Origin of the sequence: Collinsella sp. LCP21S3_C7 (assembly GCF_052118485.1) — a bacterium.
In the GTDB taxonomy this organism is placed as follows: Bacteria; Actinomycetota; Coriobacteriia; order Coriobacteriales; family Coriobacteriaceae; genus Collinsella.
In genome coordinates, this window is record NZ_JBQKHC010000016.1 from 1 (window position 1) to 23,123 (window position 23,123).

Here is a 23,123-nt window from a genome sequence, read left to right on the forward strand (position 1 = left end):
ATGTCGCCCACCATGCGGCCGATGACGCCGTCCGCATCCATGAGGTTTGCGGGCAGCAGCAGCGCCATGCAGGCGTCCACGGGCTGGAACACGCCGGGCAGGCACCCGGAGAGCTCGGCGCACTGGGCCAGGAACAGGTAGCGGAACAGCGGCCCGTCCTCGCCGGCCTGCTTGAGCTCGGCGACGCGCACCGGGTCCGCCCCCTCGATCTCCACGTCGAGCGCCTCGTCCGCGGCCTGGCTGCCCAGCTCCCAGGAGCCGTCCGCCGCCGGGCGGGTGAACATGCGCACGCGGGAGGGCAGGAAGTCGTGGACCTCCATGTAGCGCACGGCGGCGATGCGGTTGAACCAGGTGTAGGCGGCGCGGTCGCGCAGGTGCTCAAAGCCCTCCTCTGCCGCGGCGCGCAGCAGGGCGTCGCGCCACCCGGTCTCCTCCGGGGACAGGGCGCGACCGCCCACCGCCGCGGCGCCGGCGGGCTCGGCGCCCTCGGCCACGCCGTAGAGCCTCATGCGGGCCTCGACGCCGGCGATGAGCTCGTTGCGGGCCCAGATGCAGTAGTTCTTGATGGCGGTATCGTTCATGGCGGTCTCCCCTTCCCCAGTGGTTCTTGGTTAGCTCAGGCGGATGGCGTCGTTGCCCTGCAACTCGGCAAGCAGACGAGCGCGTAGCTGACCAAGGTAGGCATCGATGTCACTTTCGCTCTCCAGCTTTTTGCGCTCGCCCAGGTCGGCCAGGCGCAGCTTTTTAATCCTCTTGGGAGCAGGAGCGGGTGCAGGCTCGACGGTCGCCGAAGCATCGTTGCCCGGGTCTTTGATCGTAGTAACGGTCTCACCGTTGGGCGTGACTTCTACGAATCGGCTCTCACGCTGCTGGCGGGCCTTCTCCTCATCGATAGCTTTATCGATGTTCTCGCATGCGCGATCGCAATACTCAATCAGCTGCTGCTTAAGCGCGGCAAGCTCGCTCGCCTTGGTGGCAGCGTGAACGCGGCTCTCAAACGACTTAGCCATACGGCCCGCGTCCTCAACGGTGCGCTCGGCCAGTTTGGCATAGCCGTCCTGGCTCTGGGCATATTCGTGTACCTGGGCCATCTGTGCGATAATGTCGTCCAGCATCTCCTTGCGCTTGGTATCGACCATCTGCTTATGGGCAGCCATGACCGGCTCCATCAGGTCATGGAGCTTGCAGATCTCGCGGTACGGACGCGGACTCTTAAGAATCTGCTCAATGCGCCCGTTGGCCTCGACCGCTTGGGCGTTAGAGTCCATGTAGAAGCCCTCGTCCTTCATAAGGCCCATAAACGCAACAGCCTTATCAAAGACGGGCTTTTGGCTCTCAAAGAAGAACACGACCTGGTCGTAGTCCTCTTTCCAATCGTCCAGATCGTCCTGCGCCTTTACAAAGGCATTGAACAGTGCCTGGGCGTCGTTTTGGTTGTCCAGCAGGCGCGTGGTCAGCTTAATGCCGTCCTCCAGCACCTTTAGGCCCGGGTACGGGTAGGCTGGGGCCAAGCCCGTAAAGTTGTTGTTCGTGAGCTCCACGCACTCGTTCTTGTAGCCCGTAAGTGTATCGACCACCGTGGCGGTAAGCTCGTCCTCGTTGGAAATATCACGCTTGGCATCGAAGGTCTCGCGCAGCACCCTGTTGACTTTCTTGATGAGTTCGTCGCTCATCTTTACGCGCTCGCGCACTTGTGCCTTGTCGGCATCCCTGCGCAGGTAGGCAACCATACGCAGGTCTGAGGGGACAATATTGGCGCCGGCAACCGTAATGGTCGCGCGTTGTGAAACCACCAGCTGCGCCACCACGTTGGCAATGTCGATTTCGCGCCAACCATAGGGGGCACCCTGGAACTTACGCTGCAGGTCACCCATGGTCGTATTCAGCGACAGACGCGTCTGAGCATGAAGGAAGTCCGCGACCTCCTTCTCGGCGCGGGCGTTCTGGGAGCTCTGGCCGTCGAGCGCCATCTGGTTGGCACCGCGCAGCGTAGCGCGAATGTCGTCATCGGTATTGGCGGGGTCGGCGATGTAGTCGGCCTTGGTAAAGATAGCATCCGTCAGCTTTGACAGGGCCTGGTCAAACACATCGGCGGGCTTAGTGGCGCGAATATTGACCATGGAGCCGTTCACGGCCACACGGGCATGCAGCACGGCCTCCTCCAACAGTTTGGCTGCATCATTCTTGACAAAGCGCTCCTCACCCCTCTTTGCCTTGATGATCTGCTGGGTCGAAGGGGGCAGGGCCTCACTATTGATGGTCCTGCAGTACTTGGAAATCTTGGCCGCATTCTGCAGGTCATCGAAGTAGTCAGCGTCGTCCGCTAGCACTACCAGCGCGATGTTGGCCGACTTAACGGCGAGCTCAGCATCGTCGGCACGCGAAAGGTCGTCGGCCACCGTAACCACGTTAAGCTTCATACCGCCTTGGACCAAACCATAGGCCGAGTCGTCCACATAGCGGTCGAAGGGGAAATCGTTGGCGCCCACGCGCAGCTTGGTAGCTCTATAGATACCGTCAAAAAGCAACGTTTTAATGCTATCAATAATCGTGGCGGCATCTACCGACGTCTCATTGATGGCGCGCGAGATATCCTGCTCCTCGTCGGTGAGGAAGTTGTACGTATCGCCCTGACGTGCCACGTAGTTCTCGCGCACCAGGCGGTTAAGCGATTCCTTAACGCGGTCCTTAAGGGCGGCCTTGTCCACATCCATGCCGTCGACCATAAGGATGGAGATGTTCTCGACGTTGGACTTGATGTAGTCGATGTAGCGAATCAGATACAGCAGCTTTAAGACCTTAACGTCCTCGGCCTTAAGGCCACGGCCGTCCTCGGCCGCGCGCTCGGCAGTCGTGACCACCTGAATCACGCCATGCTCCAGGTCTTTGGCAATAGTATCGAAGAAGCGCCAGAACGGCACCAGGGCGCCCACCTCTTGGCCTTGGATGGCCTGGGCCGATTCCTGGAAGGCCGAGAGCATGGAGCGCTCGCCCGTGGACATATGCTTGGCCTTAACGCCGTGCTTGCGCACCTCGGTCATAACATCGGGCAGCACCTTAAACTGATAGTTCACAAACGGGTAACTAGCCGTAAAGTCGTTGCGGCTGGCGTAGCCGATCAGGTTGCTGCGCGAGCCATCGAAGCTGAACACGTTTTTGAGCACGGTGCTCTGGGCCTCGTAGTCCTGCTGGAGCTTTACCGTGGCGGCATCGTTCTTTTGCAGCACGCGGCGCTGGATAACCTCGTCCACGCTGGAGCTGGAGAGCGAAAGGCGCGTGTTAAAGCGACCCTGAATCTTGGAGAAGTCGTCGCCCACGATCATGGCCACCTCGTCGATGGCCTCCTGGCTGGTCACCATGACCCACACGCGACCACCGCAGCGGCTGCCCAGCTCCTCGACGAGCGTCTGCAACGACAGCATAAGGCTCGTGCTCATGTCGGCATCGGAGCCAATAAACTGACCCACCTCGTCGGCCATGAACAGCAGACGGAACTCGCCGCCGCACTCCTCGGCGCGCTTGTCGGCATACTGCTTGACCATCTTGGCAAAGGTATCGGCAGCGATGGCGTCGTCCTCGGTACCGTCGAACCAGTGGCGCGCGGCCTGCTCGCTCATGCCCAGGACCTCTTGCAGGGCCTCGACGATGTCGTCCTCAAAGTAGCTATAGCTCTCGCGGTCCTCGAGCCAGTTGCCGCCGCCAATGCGCTCGTAGGCAGCGCGGAACTCCTGCGTCTTACCCTTGCTGTCGATATGCTGCTCCAGGCGTGCGAGCTTTAGGTCCTCGCCAAAAAAGCCCAGGTGCTCAAAGAACACGCGCTCAAAGGCGCGCAGCAGGGCCGTGCGCGAGGTGTCGCCCTCTTTCCACTGGCCGCCCTTGCTGTCGATGTTAAACAGGATCGCCTCGGTGGGAACCTCGCAGCAACGACGAACCCGAGCGGCCACGATGGGGTCGGAAATCTTGCCATCAAAGTAATCGACGGCGCGCTTGCCGGCAATCTCATCGTTTTGCAGCAGATACGAGAGCATCTTGAGGAAGTGCGATTTACCGGAGCCAAAGAAGCCGCTGATCCACACGCCCATATTGTCGGTAGGAACATCGAGAGCCTTATCGTACGCCTCGAAGAAGTGCGCAAAATGACCCTGCAGCTCGCGCGTCACCACGTACTCGTCGAGCTCCTGGCGCACCGATTCGTCGCTGGCGTCCTGCACCTTGACGACGCCGTTGATGGAACGGTTGATGTCCTTGGAAAACAGGTCTTGGATAATCATCTGTCGCTCCTAAGAAATATCGAACGCGCGGTAGTAGTTGCTGGCGTTCTCTTTGTTGAACAACTTGAGCTGGCGGCCATCAAAGCTGCCGGGATACATGACGACGACGGGCACGGTGCCAAAATCGGCAAGCATGTCGTTGAGCAGGTTGTGCACGCGCAGTAGCGGAAAGACCTCGCCCACACCCGTGAGCAAGATCACGTCGCCGGGCTGATGCGGCTGGGTATGCTCCAAGAGGTACTGGGCAAAGCTCTTGGAGCTGCAGGGCTTCTGGAGCTCTTTAATCTGGGCCTCCGAGCCGACCTTTGCCTCACGCCGGGGAATCGCACGCAAAATACGGCGCTGCTCGCAGATATCGAGCATCACGTCGTACAGGTTAAAGACCTGCAGATTACACGGCAGCTTGCCGGCGTGGGCATCTGCCATGAGCTCGTCCACGTAGGCGCGGCACTCAAACTCCAGCGAGGGGTCGTAGCAAAACGTGTAGAAGCCGATCTCGTTACCGATGCCCTTGTTGGCCAAGAAATCCTGGTCTTGCAGGCGCTCGCGCAGCGCCTCGCGGCGATGGTCAAAGTCCTCATGTATGCGCTCGGCGCGGTTGCGCGGGCGAATATGCGGCTGGTTTATTGCCATGCCTACATCACCTGCCCGGTGAGTGCGGCCAGGGCATCCCTGTCGCCCAAGTCGCGGATGGCCTGTTCCACGTCGAGGTCGAGCAGCAGGGGCTGGAGCGTATCGGTTCGCTGCGATGCCTTAAAACCGGCGCTGCGCAGAATCTGGCGCAGGGTGCTTTTTATACGTCCTAGCGTAGCATCGGACCATTTGACGGCCTCGGCGTGCTCAACCTGAAAACGGGTGACAAACGCGTTAAGGTCAACGTCGGTAAAGTTGTAGTCGAAGCTGGCCATGCGCTCGCCAATCTCCACCTGGATGAGCTCGCGGACCATGGTGTAGCGGCACATCATGGCAAACAGGTTGGCTTGGGCCGCCTGGTCGGGCATGCCGTTGGCGATGAGGTCCATGATGCGCGTGACCGCTTGATCGGCGGTGTCTTTGTCGATACCGCGGGCAGCGCACTGCGCCTCGTCGAGCGCTACGGCATCAAAGCGGCGCAGGCACACGCGGGCGCGATCAGCGAGCATGCGCTCGGTGGGATACTGAAACAGGTTGTCGTGCTTAACGCGCGCGATGATCTCGTCGTCGCTCACGCCCTCCAGACGCAACGCGGCGACGATGCGCATCTCGGGCAGCAAAAACTGCTCGCGCGTGAGCACGCCTCCCAGCGATATTTTGTCGGTGTTATCCACAGGACACACTCCAAGGGTTCGGGCCTTTTTATTTGTATCGGGGCGATGCAAATATGCCTTCCAATGATACCGTTTAAGTACGGGGTCGTGAGGTCTAGAGAGGATAAACGAGGGGCACGCTCCCACAGACGGCAACAAATGAGAGGTGAGGCGCTTTGGCTGCGCGGCAAACGGATCGAAGTCAATTTTATTGCGCAACAAAGCCTCTGAAGCCTTGAGGTAAATATGGAGCCAAATGCAACTGGCACAGCGCCGCCCTCGCACTAGCCCTCCATCCTCCGCTATAATCAACATAGAGTTATACATATGATTCTATGTAAGGAGTTTCGTATGCCTGTCGTAAAGCCTATTTCAGATCTGCAACGCAACTTTGGTTCCATAGCAGATAGCTGCCACCAAACCAAAGAGCCCGTCTACCTAACCAAAAACGGGTCGGCATCGCTTGTCGTCATGGATGCCGAGGCCTATGACGAGCAGACGCGCGCACTAAACGCCATTCAGGAGCGCGAAGAACGCATTCAGCGAGCCATCACGCGTGGCTACGACGACTTAGTAAACGGTCGTGTGCGACCGTGGAAACAGGCCAAGGCAGATGCAGATCGCATCAGGGCGGCTCGCCATGAAATTGGATAACGCAGACGTCGAGTTCTACTCGGAGCTCGACGAACTTGATAAGCCTTTTGATGTTGTCATGACTGACGAGGCACTCTATGCCTATGCCGAGATTCCTTCGGAGCGAATCTACGCCAGAATCGGCAACCTCATCGACTTTCTAGCCGAGCATCCTTATTTTGGGGAAGAGTACGACCCCTACTATCAGGCAGCCTTTCCGCCCATTGACTGCAGGGTCTTCTTTTGCGCGCACTACGGTGTGTACTACCACGTGGATGTTGAGCAGCGAAACATCAGCATCCTGGCAATCGAGGACCATCGAAAGAACCCTTTGAGTAGATTCAAACTACTCAAGTAGCCCCCCATGTAACCATCCTGTAAATCATAGCAGCGCAGTCGAGTTTTACCGTAATGCGGTCGCGCCTGGCGCTCCACTGTGCTAAAGTATCCCGAACGTTCAAACGACTACGAGGGGAACTAGAAGATGGCACGTGTGCACAACTTCTCAGCTGGCCCGGCCGCACTGCCTACAAGCGTGCTCGCCGAGATCGCCGACGAGATGATGGACTACCGCGGTTGCGGCATGTCCGTGCTCGAGATGAGCCATCGATCTAGCATGTACCAGCAGATCATCGACGACGCCGAGACAACCCTGCGCCGCCTGCTGAGCATCCCCGACAACTACCGTGTCCTGTTTTTGCAGGGCGGCGCCACGCTGCAGTTTGCGGGCATCCCCATGAACCTCATGCGCCGCGGCCGCGCCGGCTACGTCGTGACCGGCAACTTTGCCAACAAGGCGTACAAGGAGGCCGCCAAGTACGGCGAGGCCGTGCTGCTCGCGAGCTCCGAGGACACCAATTTCGACCGCATTCCCACCATGGCCGACGTCAACGCGCGCATTGCCGCCGAGGCCGCGGGCGACGGGCTCGACTACGTCTACATCTGCCAGAACAACACCATCTTTGGCACCATGTACCACGAGCTGCCCGCTTGCGGCGATGTGCCGCTGGTCGCCGATGTCTCGAGCTGCTTTCTGTCGCAGCCGCTCGACGTTGAGCGCTACGGGCTCATTTACGCCGGCGCGCAGAAAAACGCCGGTGCCGCGGGCGTGACCGTGGTTATCGTGCGCGACGACCTCATCGCCGATGGCCCCGCCTTTGCGCAGACGCCGCAGTACATGGACCTTAAGACCCAAGCCGCCAAGGGCTCCATGCTCAACACGCCCAACACCTTTGGCATCTACGTGTGCGGCAAGGTATTCCGCTGGGTGGAGCAAGCCGGCGGACTAGCCGCCATGGCCGAGCGCAACTGGGCCAAGGCCAACCTGCTCTATGACCTGCTCGAGCACAGCGAGCTGTTCCATGGCACCACGCAGGCCGGCAGCCGCTCCATCGCCAACGTCACCTTCCGCACCGGCGACGCCGATCTCGACGCGGCCTTTGTCGCAGGCGCGGCCGAGCACCAGATTCAAAACGTCAAGGGCCATCGCCTGGTGGGCGGCATGCGCGCGAGCGTCTACAACGCCGTAACCATGGAAGATGTGCAGGCACTGGCCTCGTACATGAAGGACTTCGAAGCGCAGCATAGTTTGAGTCCGCGATCTAACTAGCCCGCAACCCGCGGGCCGACCAGCCACTTCAAATCACTTGTTATAAACAAACCCGCTAAGGAGTTTTTCATGCGCAAGATCAAAACCATCGACGACATTACCAAAGACGGCAAGGTCGAGTTTGGCGAGGGCTACGAGTTTGTGGGCACCGCCGAGGAGGCCGACGCCATCCTGATGCGCTCCACCGACCTGCACGGCTACGAGCTGCCCGAGGGCATCCGCGCCATCGCCCGCTGCGGCGCCGGCGTCAACAACATCCCCATCGAGGAGTACGCCAAGAAGGGCGTCGTCGTCTTTAACTCCCCCGGCGCCAACAGCAACGCCGTCAAGGAGCTCGTCCTGGGCATGCTGGTGCTCTCGAGCCGCGGCGTGGTGCAGTCGATGAACTGGGTGCGCGACAACGCCGACGACCCCGAGATTCAGGTCGATGCCGAGAAGGCCAAGAAGGCCTTTGTGGGCCGTGAGCTCAAGGGCAAGCGCATCGGCGTCATCGGTCTGGGCAACGTGGGCTCCAAGGTCGCCAACGCCTGCGTCGACCTGGGCATGGACGTCTACGGCTACGATCCGTTCATTTCCGTCGAGCACGCATGGGTACTGAGCCGCGAGGTGCAGCGCGTGGGCACGCTCGAGGACCTCTGCCGCGGCTGCGACTACCTCACCGCGCACGTGCCCAGCAAGGCCGACACCATCGGCATGATCAGTACCGAGCAGATCGACCTGCTGGCCCCGGGCGCCGTGCTCATCAACTACGCGCGCGAGACCATCATTGACGAGGACGCCGTCGACGCAGCCCTGCGCGCGGGCAAGCTGAGCTGGTTTAGCTGCGACTTTGCCACGCCCAAGACCGTCAAGATGCCCAATACGTTTATCACCACGCACTCGGGCGCCGGCACCGGCGAGGCCGAGGCCAACTGCGCCGATATGGCCATCAGCGAGCTCAAGGACTACCTGGAGAACGGCAACATCGCGCACAGCGTCAACTACCCCGCCTGCAGCATGGGCAAGGCGCGCGCCGCAAGCCGCATTGCCTGCCTGCATGCCAACGTGCCCAACATGATCGGCCAGATCACGGCGATCCTGGCCAAGGACAACGCCAACGTGCAGCGTATGACCAACGAGTCTGCCGGCGAGAACGCCTACACCATGTTCGACACCGACGAGCACCTGGACAGCAGCACCATCGAGGCGCTCAAGCAGATTCCTTCGATGTATCGCGTGCGCGTGATCAAGTAGCGCCGGCGCCAAGCCTGCCAGACAGGCAATGAAGCTCATTCGGCCCCCGTTTTCGCGAAACGGGGGCCGATTTCGTTGCTCCGGCCGGTTTTGAAAATGCTACCCAGAATAAGTTTTTTCGGATAATCGACAGTCATGCCTAAATCACTGAGCGCACCTGCTTTGATAAACACCTTTATCAGTGGTTTTAGTAGGTAAAAATCGATCTCTATATGCCAAATTTAAGTTGACTGTCCATTTTCCGAAATAACTTGTTCTGGGTAGCGTTTTTAAAGCCTATTTCAAAGACCCACTGAAGCCTTTTCGTAACCAAACCCTAGCTCACGCGACCGTTTTCCACCCGCACGGCTACATTCCCGCCCAATCGATAAAAATCTCCTCACGAAGCCGCCGTTCGAGCTCCTGCTGCCGCGGCGTCTTGTCTTTCAACGGCACATCGAGATAGGACATGATGAGTTCCATCACCACGCGGAAGGCATCGGAGTCGACCAGCTGACCATAGGTCATCAGAACGACAGGATATCCCATCGCTTGAAGGGCCGTCGTTCGATCGGAGTCCGAGATCTTGGATTCTATGGATCCGTGAATGGCTTTGCCTTGGCATTCAACCAGGCACTCTCTGCTGCCGTCCTTATTTGACAGCAGGATATCGGCGTAGCGCCTATCAAGCCCCGAAATCAGGCGGGCGCTGCGCGTCATGCGAATCTCGACGTTATTGGTAAGGCGCAGCCCTTCGCCGCCGCGCAACCTCGTAAGGCCAAACAGCATCGAAGCCTGGACCTCGAGCGGCGATGCCACAACCCCCGTAATGCATTTCGCGGCACGCGTGAACGATTTAGCACCGCGGAGCCCCTGGATCTTATCAACGTACTCGGTTAGTTCTGAGAGCTCAATCAAGGGCGGTCGTTTCCACAAATCCGTTGGATTCCCCGAGACATCCTTTACGTTTTCCCAGCCCGACCGTGCGTCACCCCACCGGCTCCCATACGCCTGCTCAAGTGCCGACTTTACCTGAGGCGCAATCTTGCACACGGCAAAGGTGCCGCACATCTCATACATGCACATGATCAGGCGCTCATTTGAGACCGAGGAAGCCAGGGTCAGCAGGGTAAAGAGCGGGGACGAAACATCAAGGCCAAACTCTGTCTGCCGCACGGAGCCAAACGGCCTCTCCCCGTTCCAAACATGCCTGACAATTCGACCGCCCTTACGCCCGCAGAGGCCCTGCGCCAACACGTGTAACGGAGTGCCCAGGAAATACTTGACAAGCGGATGCTCACAAAGATGCTCCCTGCGCGGATCGTCCGCAGAATCGGGCAGGTCCGGCATTATTGCCAAGACCTGCGGAGGTATCCGGTGATACCGAAAGGCAGATATGTCGCACAGCATGTCATCCATAAAGGCTACGTACCCACTGCGCCGTTTGTGAGCCTGCCCAGACGCCAAACGCGATGGCTCGGCCTGTGAACGGTTAATACTGCTACGCACACGTCGCGAATCCTCCAGGTGGCTTACAATCGGTTTTGGAAGCAAACTGATTGTGAGGTCACATATGGTTGATGAGAACTTTGCCTGGCGGCTTACGCAGGAGCTCGTGAAGATTGATAGCTCGGACCCGGGCGCCTACGAAGGAGAGATCGAACACTTCATTAAGAGGCTCATTGAACAGCAGCTGGCGCAGCTTGATAGTCCTGCACTCGATGCCGTGCAGGTTGCAGAGCTCGAAGTACTCCCCGGGCGCCGCAACCTTATGGTCACCGTGCCGGGTGTGAGCGACGAGGCGCGACTCGTCTACATCTGCCATATGGATACCGTCACCCTAGGAGATGGCTGGAACGCGGACACGCCGCCACTCGGGGCGACCGTGCGCAACGACAAACTCTATGGCCGCGGCGCCTGCGACATGAAGGGCGGCCTGGCTTGCGCCATTACCGCACTTGTCCACGCACTCGAGCGCGTGGCGGCAGAGGGCGAGCTGCCCCACCGCGGCTTCTCGCTTATTTGCTCGGTTGACGAAGAGGACTTTATGCGCGGCTCCGAGGCGGCCATCGATGCCGGCTGGGTCGGCTCGCGCGAATGGGTGCTGGACACCGAGCCCACCGACGGACAGATTCAGGTGGCGCACAAGGGTCGCACGTGGTTCGAGATCGAGATGACCGGCGTCACGGCGCATGCGAGCCAGCCCTGGAAGGGAGCGGATGCCGTCGCCGCCATGGCCGAGGCCGTCTGTGCGCTGCGCCATGCGTTCGCGGCGCTGCCCGTGCATGAGGAGCTGGGGGCTTCGACCATCACGTTTGGACAGATCGAGGGCGGCTACCGCCCCTATGTCGTGCCCGACCGCGCCAAGGTCTGGGTCGATATGCGCCTGACGCCGCCGACCGATACGGCCGCCGCGACGCGCATGGTAGAGCAGGCCATCGCCGACGCCGAAGCCGCAATCCCCGGTTGCCATGGAAGCTATACCGTGACAGGCGACCGCCCCGCCATCGAGCGCGATCCGGTCTCTCCCCTTCTAGCCGCGCTCAAGCGTGCCGCCGATGACGTGACAGGTGCGGACACGACCGTCGGCTTCTTTACCGGCTACACCGACACTGCCGTCATTGCCGGCAAGACGGGTAACCGCAACTGCATGAGCTATGGCCCAGGCTCGCTCGCGCTCGCCCATAAGCCCAACGAATATGTGCCCCACGCCGATATCGTTCGCTGCCAGCGGGTGCTGATCGCGCTCGCCGACAACACGCTCTGGGGCGCGAATAGCCAAGTTGGGGCATAATAAGCCGCAAACAAACCGACTCGCGCGTTAGGACTGTCCATGAAAGCTCTTCCGTTTCCCTGCATCCGCCCGGCTCAGGACCGTGCGCTCGAGGCGCTGCCGCAGATGGGCGACATCCTGAGCGGCAACGACACCCTGCGCGGTGCGATTGCCGATGGGCTCATGCTCAAGGATCCGGGTGCGGCGTATTACGTGTACGAATGCTCCGGAGAGCCAGGGCGCGTGACGGGCGTTGTGGCAATTTGCCCGGTCGGCGTGCTGACGGGTAGCGACGAGGCCGCCGCCGCGCGCGTCGACGCACTCGCCGCCGCGCGCGCGATCGCCGAGCTCAAGGTGCAGCCGCGCCCCGTGTCGGTCGCCTACGAAGCCTCGCCCGTCATGGATATCATCCTTGGCGCCGCCAAAGAGGGCGCGTCGCTCTATGCCGTCACCGACCCCGCCGGCATTACGCATCGCGTATGGGAAGTCAAGCGCGAGGACGCTGTTGCCGCCATCCGAGCCATGCTCGATCAGGCACCGGAGCCGGCGCCGGCCGATGACCCCGCCTACGCCGCCGCTCTGACCGGGGCGTCGCAGTTGCTGGCCGATGAGGCCCGCGCAGCCGGCACCTACACGGGCAAAGAGCCGTTCAACTTTACCGTGGCCGTGCTGTTCCCCGCCGCGCAGGTCAGCGGCGGCGCGCCGCAGGTTCCGACGGGTCTGCTCACTCACCAGATCTCACGGTTCTAACGGGGCCTAAACGCCCAGCACAAAGACTCGGCGGCTCAACAAGCAAGGGGCGGGGTTGCATGCGCATGCATCCCCGCCCCCTTCGCATCGAGCAATTATGTCGGCGATCCGCATCGCCGCGCCCGCGCTACCCGCGCTGCGGGCCCGCTGCCGCCACGAGCGGCTCTAGCCCCAGCTCACGCGCGTAATCCTCCTGCGTAAAGACTTCGACCAGTTCAAACGTATCGGATTCGTCGTCAAACGCAAAATGCAGTACCGAACAGTTGCCCAACACGCGCTCGCGCTCGTCGGCCGTCGCCCCCCTAGAGTGGTCCAAAAACTCCTTGATGGCCGAGGCATGGCTCACCGCGAGCACGCACGAATGGTCCGGGCGTCGCATAAGATCGGTCAACGTCGTCACCATGCGCTCACGTACCTGCATCTGGCCCTCACCGCCAAACTGACGATAAAAGTCACGCCACGGACGCTCGGGCATCAGCATCACGCGCTCGGCCTCAAAGTCGCCAAAGAACCACTCGCGCAGGCCATCCAGACGCTCGTAGGCAAGGCCCGGCCACAGGCTGGCGATAGTCTGCTCGGTGCGGTGCAGCGTCGAGGTGTAGGCGTGATCGGGCTCAACGCCACGCGCACGCAAGAACATACCGGCACGCGCCGCCTGCTCGCAGCCCAACTGCGTGAGCGGCGAATCGCTCCATCCCTGAATAATGCGTTTAAGGTTGAATATCGTCTGTCCATGACGGACCAGATACAAATCTTTGTTCATAGGGGTCCTTTCGTTCGTTACCAATCAAGGAGCGAAAACGCCCCGTCGCAATAGCCAAAATGAAGCACGGCACCGTTGTCGGGCTGCTCTCCCCCGCCGCTCACGCATTTAAGAAACTCCTGGCAGGCAGAGCCATGAGAGATCACAAGCACACGATCGTGCTGCGGTCGGGCCATAATACGGGACAGCGCCGCGACCATGCGCGCCCGAAGCTCGCCTTCCGACTCGCCACCAAAGGCCACCGGATAATCGCCCCAGGGCTGCGGCGGCATATCGCGATTTGATGTGCCCTCCAGCGTGCCCAGGCGCCACTCGCGCAAATCATCGACCGGCTCTATGGGAAGATCCTCGCCAACGATCAGCTCGGCCGTGTGGCGCGCCCGACCCAACGGAGACGTATACGCGTGGTCAAAGGAGATGCCGCGCGCCTCAAACGCCGCGCGCGTCGCCAGTGCCTGCTCGCGCCCGCGCTCCGTGAGCGGCGAGTCTTGCCAGCCCTGCAAAATGTTCTGCACGTTAAGCTCGGTCTGCCCATGCCGAACCAAATACAGATCGGACACACGCCCTCCCCTCGCACCACCACAAAGGGGACAGGCACCTTTGTGGTGGTTTGCCGCCGGATCGCGCCGCAACGACGCAACTACACCAGCACGTCGGCAAGCGGACGCTTGGGCACGTGATGCACCTGCGCCTCGTCGCGCCAGTAATTAATAGAACCGTCGGGGTTGGAATCGATCGCGTCGATAACCTGGGTCTCGGCCGGCACGCCAAAAGCCATGATCAGCTTGAGCTCGTACTTGTCGTTATCGAGCCCCATCACATCGATCGTGCGGGGCGTAAAGGCCTTGAACATGCAAGCCGCCACCTCGGGCGTTGCGCTGCGCGCGGCGAGCATCATCGTCTGAGCCGCGATGCCCGTGTCGACCTCGGTGATAGGCGCGGCGGGTTTGCCGGGAACGGTGCGCTCGGCAAGAATTGCAATGTAGCCGGTCGGACGCTCGCCCTCGGCAGGACCCGGCCAGTCCTTGAGCGCCCCGGCCCATGCAAGCTCGTCAAACACGCGAGCGCAGTCCTCGGCACCGCTCACCACATGAAAACGCAAGCGCTGGGCATTGGCGCCACAGGGGACCAGGTGCGCCAGCTCTGCCAGCTCGAGCAAAAACTCGCGCGGCACGCGCATGGACTCGTCAAAACGGCGGCATGTGCGGGCGCGACGGACCAGCGCATCAAACGCATCCAGGCCAAGCTTTTCGCAACCCTGCTTTGCCATCGACTCGGCGCTCGAAGGCGCCGCGGGAACAGCTTCGTTCATAGGGACCCCCAATAAAAGCCAATTGTTCTTAGGAAAATCTAACCTAAAACGCAGGCAATAACGAACAGAGCTGCAATGTTCTACACCTGTTGAATAGAAAATCGCGACGTGGGGAACAACGGTAACAAATCGGGGCCTTTGAGTTGCGTTTCGCCCTCCCCGGCCCATACGCCAGCGCCTTTAGGCGATACTGGTTGTAACGATCGCGGCTTACGCCGCACGGAAAGGAGGCCTCATGGGCATCTTTAAGAATGACGACCAGCAATCGAGTCTGTTTGGATTTGACGAGAAAAGCATGGCAGGCAAGGCGATTAAAGCCGTGCGCTGGATCTACGCCGCCACGGGTGTCATCGCGCTCATCGCCGGCATCGCGCTGCTGTTTGCACCCGCTAAGACCCTCGTCTTTTTGACGACCGTACTGGGCTTCTACTTTGTGATCACGGCTGGCGTCAGGCTGTTCACCGCCATTTTTGAGCCGCTGCTGCCCGCCGGCTGGCGCGTCACGAGCATCCTCGCCAACCTGCTCATCATCTTGGGCGGCGTGGTGATCCTGCGCAACCAGGCACTTTCGACCGCGACGCTCAGCACGCTTGTGGTGGTCGTGGCCGGCTTTGGCTGGATTGTCGAGGGCATCATGTCGATTCTGGAGTCCGAGCTTTCTTCCAACCGTGCCCTCGCCATCCTGAGCGGCGCGCTCTCCATCATCGCCGGCGTGTTCGTGTTCATCTATCCGTTGTGGTCGGCAAAGATGCTCGTCATCTTTACCGGCGCTGCACTCCTGGTGTTTGGCGTGACGCTGGTTATTCGCGCTATCCGCTTTGGCAAGCTGGTGCACTAGATGCCGAGAACGCTGTTTATTGATGCCGACGCCTGCCCGGTCACGCGTGAGTCGATCGACTGCGCGCGACGGGCGGGTGTTGCCGTGGTTGTCGCCGGCAACAGCACGCAAAACCTGGAGCGGCACATTCGCCGTGACGACCCACGCGATGCCGAGCACGCGCGACGTGGCTTTTGGGTCACAACGCTCGACGTGAGCGTAGGCGCCGATAGCGCCGACTTTGCCATTATCGAGCGTCTGCAGGCAGGCGATGTGGTCGTGACACAGGACATTGGCCTGGCGAGTATGGTGCTCGGTCGCGATGCCGCTGCCATCGGCGTGCGCGGGCGCGTGTACGACAAAGCCACCATCGATATGCAGCTGTTTATTCGTCACGAAGAAAAGAAGGTGCGCCGCGCCGGCGGTCGCACCCGTGGACCGGCAGCCTTCACCAGCGAAGACCGCGCCCGCTTTAAGCGCAACCTCACCGACCTGCTGCGCTAACCAAGGTAGACTTTTGGGACATGCCTAAAAATCTACCTTTTTGTTTTGGCGATTGGCGCGCATCCAACGCCGGTCATGGCGGTAGATGTTTGAGGCATGCCCCAGTTTTTACGGGATACCTCAAACATCTACTTAGAGGCCAAAGGCGGAAAGGATAAGGCCCCAGCCCGCGCCGATGACGTACATCATGACCAGGAACACGACGTTTTCGCGGGCGCTGCGGTTGGTGCGGAACAGTACCAGGTAACCCACGCCGGCAGAAATGAGCGTGCCGGCGAGCATCGGTGCCAGCTGCAGCGCGCCTTCCAGATACAGCTGCGTAATGACCACGCTCGCCGAGCAGTTGGGAATGAGGCCGACAAGCGCCGAACCCAGGACAGCGAGCGTCTCGTTGCCGCGCAGGAACTGCTCGATCGCGGACTCGCCGAAGGTCTCGAGCACGGCGACCAGAATCAGCGTCACCAGGAAAATGAATACCGAAACCTGTACGGTGTGCGAAATCGCGCTGCGGATAATCGACAGGACGGGCGCGCCTTTGTGTGAGTGGGAGTGACCGTGGTGGTGTTCGTGCTCGCCCTCGTGTCCGTGGTCGTGGCCATGTCCGTGGTCACGCTCGTCCTCGTCTTCATCACAACCGCAATGATCGCGCTCGCACAGCTCATGGATGTGGTCGGCGCTCACGCCCGCCTCGGCCACCTCGTCGATGATGTCACCGCCGCTGTGATCGTCATGCGCGCAGTTAACGTGCGCCGGATTGGCAACGGTTCCCAACACGGTACGGCGGATCGCCGCATGAGCACGGGCGTTGCGACGCAGGCCGCGAATGGCGGCATCCACGATAAAGCCCGTGACCAGCGCGATCAGCGCCTTCGAAGCCAAAAGCATCGCCATAGTCTGCACGGGAACCTGCTCGGCAAGTAGCAGTGGCAACATCTCGTCGGAGGTCGAGAGAAACACCGCCACCAGGGTGCCCAACGTCACGACGCGACCGGCGTACAGCGTTGCCGCCATCGCCGAAAAGCCACACTGCGGCACCATGCCCAGCAACGAGCCAACCACGGGGCCAGCGGCGCCGGCACGCTTGATGGCGCGGTTGACGCGATTGCCCGCCACATGTTCCAGCGTCTCGAGGGCCAGATATGTCACCAACAAGAACGGCACCAGCGAGAGCGTGTCCTTGCCGGCGTCGAGCAAAATATCAATCAGCAAATCCATGACGGATGGAACCTTTCGTGTCTTTCGGCAGCATTGTAAAAGTCCTAGCGGTCAACTAGGGTATTGTAGTTGTCCTAGGCGTGATGCCAATAGTTGCCTGTGGTAAACTATCATCTCGCCACATCTCAATGACCCCGAGCCGCACGACGCGGCCCGTCCAAGGAGCAGTATATGAACGTTTCGCAAGCACTCGAATACGAGCGCCAGCCGTTTATCCCCATGTTCATCTATGGCGATCACGCTGCCATGGAATCCGAGCGTCAAAAAGGCGAAGAGGCCCTCAAGGTGCTCGAGACCGAGTACTTTACCGCCGAGGTCGACCCTGGCTTCGACTTTGCCACCGTGCGCGACCTGGCCGACCGCAACCGCGACCTATGCGACCAGATTGGCGAGGCGCGCCTGCGCAACGTGACGCCCGCGACGCTTTCGCGCGGCCTGTCCGACGCCGATACCTGCGCCGCCATCGGCAAGATGCAAAAGCGCACCGCCGCGTCCGTCATGCGCGAGATCCGCGGCGACCGCGATGCGCTCGGCGTGGCGTACGCCCGCAAGCCCATCCAGGGCACGGTGCTCGGCATCGACATCGAGACCACCGGCCGTGCACCCGAGCGCGGCTACATCATCAACGTGGGCTGGGAGATCATGGAGCTCACCAGCGACGCCGTCCCGCACGACGCCGAGGCACACTACTGCGGCCTGCCCGATATCTACCGCGGCGAAGATGTGCCGCTATCGAATATCCATCACATCACCTGGGACGACATCGACGGCAAAACGCCCTTCCGCGAGAACAAGGAGCTGCAAAAGCAGCTGCTCAAGCTCATGAAGAAATACCCGTACATGGCGCACAACGCCGCCTTTGAGGACAGCTGGTTCAAGATCCATCTGGACGGCTATGCCGAGGCGCGCCGAGCCGGCAAGATTATCGTCATCGACTCGCGCCAGATCTGCCGCAGCCTGGACGCCGACGTGCGCTCGCTCCCCCGCGAGTCCGCACCCGCCGCACTCGAGAACTGGGCACGCCGTCGCGGCACCCTCGCGCCCGACGCCAACGAGCAGCACCTGGGCCTCGACGACACCGACCTCATGCTCCGCACGGTGCAGGCCGAGTTCAACCTCAAGAACCTGTTTGCCAAGTAGATTGCCAAGCAGAGGCGCCATTCGCGAGCAATACTTGCCGGACCATAGCGCCCGGCGCAAAAGCGACACGCCGAGGCGCCCCCCTCAAGCGACGCAAAAACGGGCCGATGTCCAAGCGGATATCGGCCTGTTTTTCGCGCCGTACAACATGGCCCTCCAGCCCCCGATGTCTAGCCGCCGCATAACCAAGTACTTCATCTGCGTATGTTCAAGCCAAATTGCACATTTTTGTTGACGCCGCCTTTGCATCAAAACGATGCTGACCAGCATCAGTTGTGGAGGTCTGCGTAGCCAGCGAGCTGCGACAATGCTCCAAATAGCATCTTTCTCCATCATTGGCGTCAAGCGCTTGGACAGCTTTTGTTATGCCGCGCCATTTTGCCTTGGCATTCATTGCGAGCCCCGCTGCCTGGTCTGCCATGCTATCTGTATGAGTATCGTACTTTCACATAACACGGCAAAAGCGGTCTACCAAGCCGCATACTCGGTATCCGCAATTGGCACCGAGCCCTGCAGCCCTGCCAAGATCTACGGGGCGCGCCCCAGCAAGGATCTGCTCGACTCTGCCGCCGACTGGCTCGCCAGGCACAACGTCGCTCTGGATAACGATGCCCCGCTCGATACAACGGTGTTCGAGCGCGCAAACGTGCGCAGCATGACGGGCTGCAAGTGCCACGTATCATCCAAGCGATTCGCGGGCTCGCGCTTTATCAAGCTTGCCGACGACATCTATATTGTCGGCGTCGAACTCTGCGCGCTTCAGGCCGCAACCTATCTTCCCTTTCGAGAACTTGTGGAGTACTACTTCGAACTGTGTGGAGCCTATTCCCTTGGGCACGATGCCTCGACATCCTATACCGAGCGCTTCGCACTCACCTCGACTTCGAGCCTTAAACATTTCTTTAACTCCCTCATCGACTGCAAGGGCCTCGAACTTGCCCGAAAAGCCATCCAATGCGTGCGGGACGGATGCCGATCGCCGATGGAAACGGCGTTTGTCATGATGCTCACGCTACCCAGGCGCGAGGGCGGTCTTGGCATTAGCGAGATCGAGACCGACTACGAAGTAAAGGTCACAGCTGCTGCAAAGAATCTCACGCGGCGCGAAAAGTTCTATATGGATGCATATCTCAAGCGGTCCCGAACCGACATCGAATACAACGGATTTCAGCACGATGCCGAAGAAGACCGCGCCATTGACGAAGAGCGCAAGAACGCGCTGGCGTCCATGGGCTACGGAATCATTACCGTCAGTCGCTATTCCTTTATGCACGCCAGCGCCTTCGCCAGGGTTATGGAGGCAATCCAGCGAAAGGAGGGCATTCGCCCATCGCGCCTGCCCAAAGATTTCGCAATCAAGCAAGAAGAGCTGCGACAATTTGTGCTCAGGAGATTTATCGAGGAAAAGAAGCGTATTGAGGAGCTCCTCCGTCAAGACGCAGCGCAGGGTAATGCACTTGAGCTCGAGCGCGCAGTGCTCGAGGGCATCTCGCTGGACGACCCGACGATCAACAATGTCCCGGCCATCGACGACATGCAAGTCATCGAGCTGGATTGCCCGGAGTTCGCCCAAACAAGCACCTCCACACCCGAAGGCAGGGTGTACGGGGCCAGAACAGAGGCGGACTGACAGGGTGGGTACCCCGGCGACGTGCAAAAACGGGAGTTTTCAGCAGAGCCGAGTATCCGAGGGCGGCCGAATTGCCCCATTTTGCACCGAAGCCGCTGTTTTCGATGTAAGTTAGGCAACAGCTGGGGAATATCTATTGCCATTTGCACTCCAGTAAAGCCCTGTGGCGGCAAACGACGCCGTATCATGCAATAAATAACCCCTCGTCGATGCTGAAAACTCCCCTTTTTGCACGTCGCTAGGGTACCCACGTTGGCATCGGCGGCCTTATCAGCACCAACCAATGCCCTTAGCCGCCTCTGGGGCCAATCGACAGCAAAAAATTTTGCAAATTATATTGACATATGAACATGCGCTCATATACTCGGAAGTAAGTTATATGAGCACATGTTCATATGAAAGGATATTGCAATGAGCGAACACGCCGATGAAATAAGGACCGACATCGACACCGCCATCGTGCCCGACATCCCCACCACTTGCTCGCCCGAGGACCTTCCCGACGAGGAGCTGCTGTACGACCTTGCCGACTTGTTCAAGGTTTTCAGCGACACCACGCGTATCAAGATCCTCTACGCTCTCATGGGCCGCGAACTCTGCGTGGCCGACATCGCCGAGGCGACTGCGACCTCGCAGTCCGCGGTGTCGCACCAGCTGCGCACGCTCAAACAGTCGCACCTGGTTAAATTCCGGCGCGACGGGCGCAACATCCTCTACTCGCTCGCCGACGATCATGTCTACACCATGCTCAACCAAGGCATGAGCCACATCTGCGAATAGCGACCAACCACGGTACCAGCGCGGTCTGCACCCAAGCCGCAAATACAGGGAAAGGAACCCATCATGAAAAAGCAGTTCAAGCTCGACGAGATCGACTGCGCCAACTGCGCGCGTAAGCTTCAGGACGAACTCGCCAAGCTCGAGGGCGTCAAATCCGTTTCGGTCAACTTTATGACCCAGAAGCTGACGCTTGAGGCCGACGACGCTGAGTTCGACGAGGTCCTTGATCGCGTCGTGGAGTTCACCGCCGACGCCGAGCCGGACTGCGAGATCATTCTCTAGCCTGCGCATACGCTGATACGCAAGGCCGCGCTTCTCGCGGCCTTTGTCGCGATGTTATATGAGCGGGTGTTCATACATTCAAATGGGAGGATACGAGTCATGGCCACCGCCGACCCCAAGAAGAAAAAGAAGAAGCGCAAGAAAAAAGAGTCACTCGAGCATAAACGCAACCGCATCCTGGTAGCGCTGGGTATTTTTGTCGTGGTGTACGCCCTCGATGAGCTCGGCGCCCTCACCGCCACATTCGGCACCCCAGGCAACATCTACGCCAGCTTTGTGCTGTTCCTCGTGCCGTTTTTGATTGCCGGCTACGACGTGCTCCAAAAGGCATTCAATAACATCCGCCGCGGCAAGGCGTTCGACGAGAGCTTTCTCATGGCCGTCGCGACCATCGGCGCGTTTGCCACGGTGCTCTTCCCCGATACCGATCCGCACATGGCCGAAGGCGCCGCCGTTATGTTGTTCTACCAGGTCGGCGAGCTGTTCCAGGCCTACGCCGTGGGCAAGAGCCGCAAGTCGATCAGCGCCATGATGGACATCGCGCCCGATTACGCCAACGTTGAGCAGGCTGACGGCACGCTCGAGCAGGTCTTTCCCGATGACATCGCCGTCGGCACCGTCATTGTCATCAAGCCCGGCGAGCGCGTGCCCATCGACGGCGTTATCGTCGAGGGCGTAACCCAGCTCGACACCGCCGCCCTCACCGGCGAGTCAGTCCCCCGTACCGCCAAGACCGGCGACGATATCATCAGCGGCTGCATCAACATGACGGGTCTTATCCGCGTGCGCACCACCAAACCCTTTGGCGAGTCCACCGTCGCGCGCGTCCTGGAGCTTGTGGAAAACGCCAGCGAGAAGAAAGCACGCACCGAAAACTTCATCACACGGTTCGCCCGCGTCTACACGCCCGCCGTCACCGGCGCGGCAGCGGTGCTCGCGCTCGGCGGCGGCCTGGTGACCGGTGCCTGGTCCGATTGGATCCTGCGCGGCCTGACCTTCCTCGTCGTCAGCTGCCCGTGCGCACTCGTGATTAGCGTGCCGCTGAGCTTCTTTGGCGGCATCGGCGGCGCGTCCAAGCTGGGAGTTCTCATCAAGGGCTCCAACTACCTCGAGGCGCTCGCCGATGTGGATACCGTCGTCTTCGACAAAACCGGCACGCTCACCAACGGCACGTTCTCGGTCGTCGCGGTGCACCCCGAGGGCGGCTATACCGAGCAATCGCTGCTTGAAGTCGCAGCCCTCGCCGAGTCGTTCTCCGACCACCCCATCGCGCAGTCGGTGCGCGCCGCCTTCCAGGGCCAACTCGACCCCAAGCGTGTATGCGAATCCGCCAACGACGCGGGCCACGGCGTGACGGCGAACATCGACGGCAGGCACGTCGTCGTCGGCAACGCCAAGATGCTCGCCGCGTCCGGCGTTGAAACACCGGACTGTGAGGTCGTCGGCACTATCCTCCATGTGCTGGTCGATGACGTCTATGCCGGTCACATCGTAATTGCCGACACCGTCAAAGCCGATGCCGAGCAAACGATTCGCGAGCTGCACGCCGCCGGCGTCAAGCGCACCGTCATGCTCACGGGAGACCGCGAGGAAGTGGCCGCCGCCGTGGCCAATCAGCTGGGAGTCGATGAGTTCCACGCGCAGCTTCTGCCAGGTGACAAGGTCGAGCGCGTCGAGGCATTGCTGGCGACCGAATCGGGCAAGGGCAAGCTCGCCTTTGTGGGCGACGGTATCAACGATGCGCCCGTGCTCACCCGTGCCGATGTGGGCATTGCCATGGGCGCCATGGGCTCCGACGCCGCAATTGAGGCCGCCGACGTTGTACTCATGGACGACAAGCCGTCCAACATTTCCCGTGCAATCCGCGTGGCTCGCAAGACCATGACGATTGTTTGGCAGAACATCATCTTTGCACTGGGTATTAAGATGCTGATTCTGGTACTTGCGGCACTGGGCATTGCCAACATGTGGCTCGCCGTCTTTGGCGACGTAGGCGTGGCGATCATCGCCATCCTGAACGCCATGCGCGCGATGGGTGTCAAGAACCTGTAGCATACGTGGCTTTCCGGCCGGGCGACGCGGCACACCACGCGCAAGGGGCGTCCCCAACTGCCGGCAGAAAAGGAACGTCCCCAAGTGCCGAGCC

22 protein-coding genes are annotated in these 23,123 nt (G+C 60.5%); 13 read left to right on the forward strand and 9 right to left on the reverse strand.

Going from position 1 to position 23,123, the window contains the following annotated elements; all coding sequences use genetic code 11:
* From ACTQ1E_RS06675 to ACTQ1E_RS06690, 4 genes are all read right to left on the reverse strand, one after another.
* The coding region (locus ACTQ1E_RS06675) for a hypothetical protein (RefSeq protein WP_441565437.1) at positions 1 to 581 on the reverse strand (581 nt) is incomplete at its 3' end.
* A gap of 30 nt (positions 582 to 611) precedes the next feature.
* Positions 612 to 4,271, reverse strand: coding sequence for a BREX system P-loop protein BrxC (gene brxC / locus ACTQ1E_RS06680; RefSeq protein ID WP_441565439.1), 3,660 nt, complete (start codon positions 4,269 to 4,271; stop codon positions 612 to 614).
* A gap of 9 nt (positions 4,272 to 4,280) precedes the next feature.
* Positions 4,281 to 4,904: a DUF1788 domain-containing protein gene (locus tag ACTQ1E_RS06685; RefSeq protein ID WP_441063043.1), complete on the reverse strand. Its 624-nt coding sequence runs from the start codon at positions 4,902 to 4,904 to the stop codon at positions 4,281 to 4,283.
* 2 nt (positions 4,905 to 4,906) lie between these two features.
* On the reverse strand, positions 4,907 to 5,578 hold the full coding sequence (locus ACTQ1E_RS06690) for a DUF1819 family protein (protein WP_441565441.1): 672 nt from the start codon (positions 5,576 to 5,578) through the stop codon (positions 4,907 to 4,909).
* A gap of 330 nt (positions 5,579 to 5,908) precedes the next feature.
* Here ACTQ1E_RS06690 and ACTQ1E_RS06695 point away from each other — a divergent pair, with 330 nt between their 5' ends.
* The 4 genes from ACTQ1E_RS06695 (at position 5,909) to ACTQ1E_RS06710 (ending at position 9,032) form a co-directional block, all read left to right on the forward strand.
* Positions 5,909 to 6,211, forward strand: coding sequence for a type II toxin-antitoxin system Phd/YefM family antitoxin (locus ACTQ1E_RS06695; RefSeq protein WP_441565443.1), 303 nt, complete (start codon positions 5,909 to 5,911; stop codon positions 6,209 to 6,211).
* The gene (locus ACTQ1E_RS06700) at positions 6,198 to 6,548 is read left to right on the forward strand and encodes a type II toxin-antitoxin system RelE/ParE family toxin (RefSeq protein WP_441041988.1); all 351 of its coding nucleotides are present in this window, start codon (positions 6,198 to 6,200) and stop codon (positions 6,546 to 6,548) included. Before ACTQ1E_RS06695 ends, ACTQ1E_RS06700 begins: the two co-directional genes overlap by 14 nt.
* Positions 6,549 to 6,674: 126 nt before the next feature.
* The gene (gene serC, locus ACTQ1E_RS06705) at positions 6,675 to 7,799 is read left to right on the forward strand and encodes a 3-phosphoserine/phosphohydroxythreonine transaminase (RefSeq protein WP_441565445.1); all 1,125 of its coding nucleotides are present in this window, start codon (positions 6,675 to 6,677) and stop codon (positions 7,797 to 7,799) included.
* Between the two features lie 69 nt (positions 7,800 to 7,868).
* Positions 7,869 to 9,032 carry a phosphoglycerate dehydrogenase gene (locus tag ACTQ1E_RS06710; protein ID WP_441565447.1) on the forward strand — a complete coding sequence of 388 codons (1,164 nt, stop codon included), beginning with the start codon at positions 7,869 to 7,871 and terminating at the stop codon, positions 9,030 to 9,032.
* A 348-nt stretch (positions 9,033 to 9,380) separates the two neighbouring features.
* On the opposite strand, the gene ACTQ1E_RS06715 is transcribed toward ACTQ1E_RS06710, so the two are convergent.
* A complete protein-coding gene (locus ACTQ1E_RS06715) occupies positions 9,381 to 10,187 on the reverse strand; it encodes a hypothetical protein (protein WP_441565449.1) in 807 nt (268 codons plus the stop codon).
* A 397-nt stretch (positions 10,188 to 10,584) separates the two neighbouring features.
* On the opposite strand from ACTQ1E_RS06715, the gene ACTQ1E_RS06720 reads away from it, so the two are divergent.
* Positions 10,585 to 11,805 (forward strand): M20 family metallopeptidase, encoded by a 1,221-nt coding sequence (locus ACTQ1E_RS06720; RefSeq protein WP_441565451.1) that lies wholly within the window; start codon positions 10,585 to 10,587, stop codon positions 11,803 to 11,805.
* A gap of 39 nt (positions 11,806 to 11,844) precedes the next feature.
* Positions 11,845 to 12,534: a DUF1015 family protein gene (locus ACTQ1E_RS06725; protein ID WP_441565453.1), complete on the forward strand. Its 690-nt coding sequence runs from the start codon at positions 11,845 to 11,847 to the stop codon at positions 12,532 to 12,534.
* Positions 12,535 to 12,661: 127 nt separating this feature from the next.
* On the opposite strand, the gene ACTQ1E_RS06730 is transcribed toward ACTQ1E_RS06725, so the two are convergent.
* From ACTQ1E_RS06730 to ACTQ1E_RS06740, 3 genes are all read right to left on the reverse strand, one after another.
* A complete protein-coding gene (locus ACTQ1E_RS06730) occupies positions 12,662 to 13,297 on the reverse strand; it encodes a histidine phosphatase family protein (RefSeq protein ID WP_441565455.1) in 636 nt (211 codons plus the stop codon).
* Positions 13,298 to 13,314: 17 nt separating this feature from the next.
* Positions 13,315 to 13,857, reverse strand: a complete 543-nt coding sequence (locus ACTQ1E_RS06735) for a histidine phosphatase family protein (RefSeq protein ID WP_441565457.1) — start codon at positions 13,855 to 13,857, stop codon at positions 13,315 to 13,317.
* A gap of 80 nt (positions 13,858 to 13,937) precedes the next feature.
* Complete coding sequence (locus ACTQ1E_RS06740; RefSeq protein ID WP_441565459.1) at positions 13,938 to 14,609, reverse strand: nitroreductase family protein; 672 nt, start codon at positions 14,607 to 14,609, stop codon at positions 13,938 to 13,940.
* Between the two features lie 235 nt (positions 14,610 to 14,844).
* Here ACTQ1E_RS06740 and ACTQ1E_RS06745 point away from each other — a divergent pair, with 235 nt between their 5' ends.
* Positions 14,845 to 15,447, forward strand: coding sequence for an HdeD family acid-resistance protein (locus ACTQ1E_RS06745; RefSeq protein ID WP_118099399.1), 603 nt, complete (start codon positions 14,845 to 14,847; stop codon positions 15,445 to 15,447).
* Complete coding sequence (locus ACTQ1E_RS06750; RefSeq protein WP_154515742.1) at positions 15,448 to 15,930, forward strand: YaiI/YqxD family protein; 483 nt, start codon at positions 15,448 to 15,450, stop codon at positions 15,928 to 15,930.
* A 132-nt stretch (positions 15,931 to 16,062) separates the two neighbouring features.
* Here ACTQ1E_RS06750 and ACTQ1E_RS06755 read toward each other — a convergent pair whose 3' ends face one another.
* Positions 16,063 to 17,145 carry a putative manganese transporter gene (locus ACTQ1E_RS06755; protein ID WP_441565461.1) on the reverse strand — a complete coding sequence of 361 codons (1,083 nt, stop codon included), beginning with the start codon at positions 17,143 to 17,145 and terminating at the stop codon, positions 16,063 to 16,065.
* Between the two features lie 171 nt (positions 17,146 to 17,316).
* Between ACTQ1E_RS06755 and ACTQ1E_RS06760 the strand changes: the two genes are divergently transcribed.
* From ACTQ1E_RS06760 to ACTQ1E_RS06780, 5 genes are all read left to right on the forward strand, one after another.
* Entirely contained in the window at positions 17,317 to 18,285 is a 969-nt protein-coding gene (locus ACTQ1E_RS06760; protein ID WP_441565463.1) for a 3'-5' exonuclease, read from the forward strand.
* Between the two features lie 430 nt (positions 18,286 to 18,715).
* Positions 18,716 to 19,915, forward strand: a complete 1,200-nt coding sequence (locus ACTQ1E_RS06765) for a hypothetical protein (RefSeq protein ID WP_427794609.1) — start codon at positions 18,716 to 18,718, stop codon at positions 19,913 to 19,915.
* Positions 19,916 to 20,326: 411 nt separating this feature from the next.
* Positions 20,327 to 20,695 (forward strand): ArsR/SmtB family transcription factor, encoded by a 369-nt coding sequence (locus ACTQ1E_RS06770; protein WP_427747430.1) that lies wholly within the window; start codon positions 20,327 to 20,329, stop codon positions 20,693 to 20,695.
* 63 nt (positions 20,696 to 20,758) lie between these two features.
* Positions 20,759 to 20,977 (forward strand): cation transporter, encoded by a 219-nt coding sequence (locus tag ACTQ1E_RS06775; protein ID WP_195363207.1) that lies wholly within the window; start codon positions 20,759 to 20,761, stop codon positions 20,975 to 20,977.
* A 99-nt stretch (positions 20,978 to 21,076) separates the two neighbouring features.
* Positions 21,077 to 23,029, forward strand: a complete 1,953-nt coding sequence (locus ACTQ1E_RS06780; protein ID WP_441565465.1) for a heavy metal translocating P-type ATPase — start codon at positions 21,077 to 21,079, stop codon at positions 23,027 to 23,029.
* Positions 23,030 to 23,123 lie beyond the last annotated feature (94 nt).

What these genes read in the sequence shown, in the direction of transcription:
- ACTQ1E_RS06765 (WP_427794609.1), top strand. Translation starts at nt 18,716, where the DNA reads ATGAGTATCGTACTTTCACATAACACGGCAAAAGCGGTCTACCAAGCC.
- ACTQ1E_RS06755 (WP_441565461.1), bottom strand. Translation starts at nt 17,145, where the DNA reads ATGGATTTGCTGATTGATATTTTGCTCGACGCCGGCAAGGACACGCTC.
- serC (WP_441565445.1), top strand. Translation starts at nt 6,675, where the DNA reads ATGGCACGTGTGCACAACTTCTCAGCTGGCCCGGCCGCACTGCCTACA.
- ACTQ1E_RS06760 (WP_441565463.1), top strand. Translation starts at nt 17,317, where the DNA reads ATGAACGTTTCGCAAGCACTCGAATACGAGCGCCAGCCGTTTATCCCC.
- ACTQ1E_RS06725 (WP_441565453.1), top strand. Translation starts at nt 11,845, where the DNA reads ATGAAAGCTCTTCCGTTTCCCTGCATCCGCCCGGCTCAGGACCGTGCG.
- ACTQ1E_RS06720 (WP_441565451.1), top strand. Translation starts at nt 10,585, where the DNA reads ATGGTTGATGAGAACTTTGCCTGGCGGCTTACGCAGGAGCTCGTGAAG.
- ACTQ1E_RS06710 (WP_441565447.1), top strand. Translation starts at nt 7,869, where the DNA reads ATGCGCAAGATCAAAACCATCGACGACATTACCAAAGACGGCAAGGTC.
- ACTQ1E_RS06700 (WP_441041988.1), top strand. Translation starts at nt 6,198, where the DNA reads ATGAAATTGGATAACGCAGACGTCGAGTTCTACTCGGAGCTCGACGAA.
- ACTQ1E_RS06770 (WP_427747430.1), top strand. Translation starts at nt 20,327, where the DNA reads ATGAGCGAACACGCCGATGAAATAAGGACCGACATCGACACCGCCATC.
- ACTQ1E_RS06740 (WP_441565459.1), bottom strand. Translation starts at nt 14,609, where the DNA reads ATGAACGAAGCTGTTCCCGCGGCGCCTTCGAGCGCCGAGTCGATGGCA.
- ACTQ1E_RS06730 (WP_441565455.1), bottom strand. Translation starts at nt 13,297, where the DNA reads ATGAACAAAGATTTGTATCTGGTCCGTCATGGACAGACGATATTCAAC.
- ACTQ1E_RS06745 (WP_118099399.1), top strand. Translation starts at nt 14,845, where the DNA reads ATGGGCATCTTTAAGAATGACGACCAGCAATCGAGTCTGTTTGGATTT.
- ACTQ1E_RS06695 (WP_441565443.1), top strand. Translation starts at nt 5,909, where the DNA reads ATGCCTGTCGTAAAGCCTATTTCAGATCTGCAACGCAACTTTGGTTCC.
- brxC (WP_441565439.1), bottom strand. Translation starts at nt 4,271, where the DNA reads ATGATTATCCAAGACCTGTTTTCCAAGGACATCAACCGTTCCATCAAC.
- ACTQ1E_RS06685 (WP_441063043.1), bottom strand. Translation starts at nt 4,904, where the DNA reads ATGGCAATAAACCAGCCGCATATTCGCCCGCGCAACCGCGCCGAGCGC.
- ACTQ1E_RS06750 (WP_154515742.1), top strand. Translation starts at nt 15,448, where the DNA reads ATGCCGAGAACGCTGTTTATTGATGCCGACGCCTGCCCGGTCACGCGT.
- ACTQ1E_RS06780 (WP_441565465.1), top strand. Translation starts at nt 21,077, where the DNA reads ATGGCCACCGCCGACCCCAAGAAGAAAAAGAAGAAGCGCAAGAAAAAA.
- ACTQ1E_RS06775 (WP_195363207.1), top strand. Translation starts at nt 20,759, where the DNA reads ATGAAAAAGCAGTTCAAGCTCGACGAGATCGACTGCGCCAACTGCGCG.